The 5,641-nt window shown below is 56.9% G+C and carries 5 protein-coding genes and 1 riboswitch; all 5 genes read right to left on the bottom strand.

Annotated elements, in window-relative coordinates:
• Positions 1-253, bottom strand: a 253-nt coding sequence (locus ACY692_RS13865; RefSeq protein WP_462325971.1) for an esterase/lipase family protein, incomplete at its 3' end; no start/stop codon positions are given.
• 13 nt (positions 254-266) lie between these two features.
• Positions 267-1,082: an ABC transporter ATP-binding protein gene (locus ACY692_RS13870; RefSeq protein ID WP_462325972.1), complete on the bottom strand. Its 816-nt coding sequence runs from the start codon at positions 1,080-1,082 to the stop codon at positions 267-269.
• Positions 1,079-2,068, bottom strand: a complete 990-nt coding sequence (locus ACY692_RS13875) for a FecCD family ABC transporter permease (RefSeq protein WP_462325973.1) — start codon at positions 2,066-2,068, stop codon at positions 1,079-1,081. Before ACY692_RS13875 ends, ACY692_RS13870 begins: the two co-directional genes overlap by 4 nt.
• A gap of 13 nt (positions 2,069-2,081) precedes the next feature.
• Complete coding sequence (locus tag ACY692_RS13880) at positions 2,082-3,050, bottom strand: ABC transporter substrate-binding protein (protein WP_462325974.1); 969 nt, start codon at positions 3,048-3,050, stop codon at positions 2,082-2,084.
• A gap of 80 nt (positions 3,051-3,130) precedes the next feature.
• The gene (locus ACY692_RS13885; RefSeq protein WP_462325975.1) at positions 3,131-5,065 is read right to left on the bottom strand and encodes a TonB-dependent receptor; all 1,935 of its coding nucleotides are present in this window, start codon (positions 5,063-5,065) and stop codon (positions 3,131-3,133) included.
• Between the two features lie 125 nt (positions 5,066-5,190).
• Positions 5,191-5,390, bottom strand: a riboswitch (cobalamin riboswitch).
• Positions 5,391-5,641: the final 251 nt, after the last annotated feature.

Here is a 5,641-nt window from a genome sequence, read left to right on the forward strand (position 1 = left end):
AATGGGTCACAAAGTGGATCCGTTCGTACTTTTTTTGGTCGGTATGGTTGCGGATTTGGGTATGGATATCCTCGGCCAGACGGGCGATGGGAAAATGTCTGGATGGGTAGTCCACGTTGACCACGTCGTATCCGGTGCGGACCAGATGACGCGCGAGTTTGTTCATGGATCTGGCGGTCCTGCACAGGCCGTGCAGGAGAAAGACGCATTGGGGGTTGCCGTGGATGGTGGTCGCGCAGGTGACTGGTCCCATGTCTTGTGCTCACTCACCCCGCGTCTGGTTGTTTCACGTTCGGCGTGTTTCCCGGCACGGGCATGACACGCGGCCTGCCTGTTTGCGGATGGGTGTCGACAGCCAGGGAACATCCGTAGGCTGGTTCCAAAATTTCCGGTCTCAGGACTTCTTTCGGGCTTCCGTGACAGACCACGCTCCCCCGGTTCAGTAAGAGAATATGGTCCGCATACATGGATGAAAGGTTGAGGTCGTGGGAAACCAGAATGATGGTCGTGTTTTTGGTTGTTCGCAAACTGGCCAGCAGGTCCATGATCCGGATCTGATGGGCATAGTCCAGGGCGGTGGTGGGTTCGTCGAGCAGCAGGATGTCCGGTTCCTGACACAGGGCCCTGGCAATGAAGGCGCGCTGGCGTTCTCCCCCGCTGATCCGATCCATGGATTTGTCCGCGAGATAGTCCACGCCGGTATAGCGCATGGCGTTATGGGCCACGTCCAGATCGGTGCGCGTTTCAAGACCGAGGATTCCTTGTCGCGGGGTTCTGGCCATGAGTACGGTCTGGCGTACGGAAAAGGGGACGGTTTCTGGAAGGGATTGAGGGACGACGGCCAGGTTTTTGGCCAGGTGTCTGCGTTTGGTGCGGTGTAGGTCCCGGCCGTTGAGACACACCTTTCCGCGGGCTGGGCGGCACAGGCCTGCGAGGAGGCGAAGCAGGGTGGTTTTGCCCGACCCATTGGGCCCGATTATTGTGAACAGGCTGCCGTTGGGGACATCCAGATCGATCCCATTTAGTACCGGGCTGCCATTGTAGGAAAAGGAGAGGTTGCGGGTAGTCAGCGAGGCATTCATGCGTGTCTCCTCACCAGCAGAAGGATGAACAGCGGGGCCCCGATCATGGCCGTGAGCACGCCCACTGGAAGTTCTCCCTGTGAAGGCAGGCTTCTGGCCAACGTGTCGCACAGGACCATGTAGGCCCCGCCGCCCAGGATGCACGAAGGTACGAGAATCCGGTGATCATGTCCATGAATGAGCCTCAGGAGATGGGGAACCACAAGCCCCACAAAACCGAGCAGACCAGTTTGGCAGACAATGGCGGCAACCATGAGGGTGACTGTTGTGAGGAGGATAAAGGCTGTGGCTCGGACATTGATGCCCAGGGAGGTGGCTGTGTCATGGCCGAGCTGGAAGATGTTCATGCGTTGGGCCAGGGTGAAAATCAGAACCGAACCGGCAAGAACGACGCCCAGGGTCAGGCCGATGGAAGCTTTATCGGTAGAAGGGATGGTACCCATGAGCCAGTGCAGAACACCGGCCGCCCTGCCAGCAGGGACCATGGAGATGAAAAACAGGATCAGGGCCGAGCAGAAGGCGTTGATCATGACGCCAGAAAGGAGAATGGCTTCCGTTCCGGTCGATGCCCGCCGTCCGGCAACGGCCAGAACCAGGAAAAGGCTGGCCATGCCGCCTGCGAAGGACGCAGCCATGGCCGCGATGTGGGTCAGGGAAAAAATGATCGCGCCGATTGCTCCCACGGCCGCTCCCCCGGAGACCCCGAGAATGTAAGGCTCGGCCAGGGGGTTTCGGAGCAGAGCCTGCATGACCAGCCCTCCGCATGAGAGGGCCGCCCCGGCCAGTACGGCCATGCAGACCCGGGGAAGACGCAGGCCGAGGATGATGGCCGCGCGCACCGGGTCGATCCCGTCACCCAGAATCAACCGGGCCGGTTCGAGCAGGGAAAATCCGCTCGAACCGGCGGAAACCCCCAGCCAGCAGGCAAAAACGAGCAGGAGAGCCATGGGCAGACAGGCCTTTAGAATGCGCAGGGGAGTGATCATTGTCTGGGAAGGATTACAATCCAAATTGTTGTGTTGTCAGCCCGTGTCGGCCCGTGTTTGTTCGTGGTTGTCCCCCATCCCCGAAACATTCCGGATGCAGGATGCGGGCGAGGATCTCCAGCCCGTCGACCATACGGGGGGAGGGCCGGTCAAAGAGGTCAGAATCTACCTGTACGATGCGCCCGTTCCGAACCGCCGGGACGTGGGGCCATCGTTCCCAGGTCGAGACCATGTCCGCCCAGCCTCCGGAGCGGTCCATGGACGGGATGATGATAACTCCGGGCATGAGGGTCAGGGCCTGTTCCATGGAAAAGCGGGGGTAGCCAGTGAGATCCGCGGCCACGTTGCGGCCGCCGGCCAGGGTGATCAGCTCGTGGATGTAGGTTCCCTGTCCTGCGGAGATGATTGGGTCCATGTCGATCTGATACAGAACATCAGGACGTTTCTGTACATGCCCCACCCTGTCCTGAACATCCCGGATGCGGGAGGTGAGGGCATCGACCAGTCCGGTCGCTCCGTTCTCATGGTTCAGGGCTTCTCCCACGAGGCGGATGGCCTCAAGCACTGAATCCAGACTGTCGTTGATGATCGCAAAGACCGGGATGTCCATACGTTTCAATGTCTGTACTGTCACATAGGGGGTTCCGTCCTTCAGGGCAATGCACAGATCCGGCCGAAGGGCAGCGATCTTTTCGGCATCCAGATGCACATAGCTCCCCACCACGGGCAGGGGCGCGGCATCGGGCGGATGATCGCTGAACCTGGTTCGTCCCACGAGCTGGTTTCTGCCTCCCACGTAACAGACGATTTCCATGGCACTGGGGGCCAGGGCAATGACCCGTGAAGGATGGGTGGGTACGGTAACCGTGAGTCCGGTCTGGTCGGTGAGGGTACGGGTGGGCTCGGCATGGGCGATCCCGGCGGCACACAGGAAAAGGGTGGCCGCAAGGACAAGGACGGAGGGGGAATGTGATGGTTTCATGCGTCTTCCTGGAAGGGGTATAACCATCCCTGGAGCCGGGAGATACCCGGCTCCAGGGATGGTTTTTATGGGTTACGGGGTTAGAATTTCCATTCCAGCCCGGCGTAGAAGTTGCGTTCGGGCATGACGTAGTAGGCTGACGCCCATGGATAGCTGGTAGCCGTTGTTGCGTACAGTTCATCAAAGATATTGTTCACGCCGCAGTAGAAATTGAGATTTTTGGAATAATCCCAGCTCAATTTGGCGTCCACAACGGTGTACGGATCGATTTTTTCATACTGGTCGTTGGTTTCGTCCCCGCCGTCATATTTTGAACCCACATACTGCGCACTCACAGAAAGGAGGGCCTGTTCGATGAATCGCCAGTCGATCCCGGCGTTCACCGTGTGTTCGGCAACCAGGGGAACGGTGTTGTGGGAGTCGGCAAATTCGGCTTTGATCCAGGTGTAATTGGCCCACAGAGTCAGGGGGGTGATCGGATAGTACTTGACGCCGGCCTCTACCCCATGGCGAAGGGTTTTCTGGTCCCAGTTCGTATTGAGTTTTTTGTTGCCGTCGTAGTAGATTTCGTCTTTGGATTCCTGCCGGAACAAAGCCACGTCGAACGCAATCTTTTCCATTGGTTTCAGATGGGTGCCGATTTCATAGTTGGTCGTGGTTTGGGGCTTGATGTCGTCATCGGCTAATCCCAACTCGTCGGTGTTCGGGGTACGGAATCCGGTGGACATGGAGGTGTAGACGCTGCCCATGTCACCCAGCGAATAAACCAGGCCTGTATCGTAGGAGAGGTTGTTCCAGTTTTTATTGTTGTTTGAACTGCGATCAAGATCATACTCTGTATATCTGCCGCCAAGGCTCAGCATCAGATCGTCGGTCAACGACCACGTGGTTGCCAGAAATACGCCGGTGTCCAGGGCAAAACTTTTGATATCTGAATAGCTTGTATAGTCTGAGTAGAATCCCTCAACTCCAGCCTGTATCCGATGTTCCCGTTCAAAAAGGGTATATTTTTTATCCCAGGTCAGGGAGTAATCGGTTGTCTGTTCCTTGATCTCTTGGTCAGATCCCCATGCGTGATACGGATTTTCCCTGTGGAGCAGTCCCAGTTCCGCTTCCACAGCACCATATTCTTGCAGATCCAGAGAACCATCCGTCCAGAGCCGTTGCTGTGAGATGGTGCCATGATCATCCGGTGAAGACGTTTCACGGCGTTTGTTCCGATCGTCGATATCCGCCAAGGATACCCCGCCGGGCATCCCATAGTCTTCTTCATGGATGCCTACCCCGAAGTTCATGGAAAAAATATCCGTGGGGTCCAGACCGAAATTGAACTGGGCGTCTTTTGTCTCCATCCCGCCGTTATCCCGATAGCCGTCCGTATCAGAATAGCTGAGATTGGCACTCATGCTCATGATGTCTTTGGAACCCCGGATCCCGGCATGGTATTTCTTGGCGTCATAGCTCCCGAACTCGGCACCGGCCTGGCCGCCGAATTTTTCACCCCGTCCTGACTTGGTGATGATATTGATGACGCCGCCCACGGCATTGTTTCCGTACAATGCCCCGCCCGGCCCGCGCAGTACTTCCACCCGTTCGATCTGGGACAGGGAAATGGTGGAAAAATTGGTTCCGCTCATATCCACGGAGTTGATACGGTGTCCGTCAACCAGGACCAGAACGTTCGTTGCGGCCGCACCGCCCTGGCCGCGGATGTCGATTTTTGCCCGCCCTGGAACTCCGGTATTGTCGGAAAGCTGTACACCCGCCTCCCGACCCAGAAGCTCGGGCAGATCCCCGGCTGTGGAATGTTCGATATCCTCGGCCGTGATCACGGTCACGTTGCGGGGAATGTTTTTGATCTGACTTTTCGTGCGTGTACCTGTGACAACGTATTCGTCCATTTCAAAGACATGGCCGCTGGTTGTAGCGTTGCCAGCGGATGTGGCGTTGTCGGCCAGCGCGGGGGATGCGCACAAGAAAAGCAATACCACAAGGAAAAAGTGGAAAAAACGCATGAAAAAACCTCCTTCTTCATGCAAAAAGTGAAGAGGAGGCTTCGAGGAAAAAATATGGACAAGGGGATCGATCCGGAAGGATCGCATTTTGAAGATGTCCTGGCTCGGCCTCGAAGCCATACAATAAACAACCACATCCACAGGCTGGTCTCCCGGCTCGAGGATCATCCTAGTTGCCGCGCCTTCCCATTGTCCGCCTCATTGGCGAGCCAACAGTGGCATTGTGCGGCGTTCGTCCCCTCTCACGGTTGCGGGCCAGCGCCGGATTTTCACCGGACTTCCCAATTATCCCTTGAACCAAGGGACCCGTGGATATGCAACGGGGAGTGCCCCCTGTCTTAAGTGTTGTCAAGAAGGGGGCCATGCGTATCCAGGCCCTGCCTCCTTTATTGGCTTCAGGGACACCCACGGTAACATATGGCAAGAGACAAGAAGCTGTTTTCACCCTTCCCGTTGTGTGGGCACCGCAAAAACGCACAAAGCCCCGGTTCCGGCCGGGGCTTTGTGCGTTCGATTCGCAGAACAGATGCGACTGCAAAAGCTCTTACAGGTAGCACGATTTAATAAATTATTTTC

The sequence above is a fragment of the Desulfoplanes sp. genome, assembly GCF_054921335.1.

Excerpts from the sequence above, each read along its gene's own strand:
- ACY692_RS13870 (WP_462325972.1), bottom strand. The coding sequence starts at position 1,082 with ATGAATGCCTCGCTGACTACCCGCAACCTCTCCTTTTCCTACAATGGC.
- ACY692_RS13875 (WP_462325973.1), bottom strand. The coding sequence starts at position 2,068 with ATGATCACTCCCCTGCGCATTCTAAAGGCCTGTCTGCCCATGGCTCTC.
- ACY692_RS13880 (WP_462325974.1), bottom strand. The coding sequence starts at position 3,050 with ATGAAACCATCACATTCCCCCTCCGTCCTTGTCCTTGCGGCCACCCTT.
- ACY692_RS13885 (WP_462325975.1), bottom strand. The coding sequence starts at position 5,065 with ATGCGTTTTTTCCACTTTTTCCTTGTGGTATTGCTTTTCTTGTGCGCA.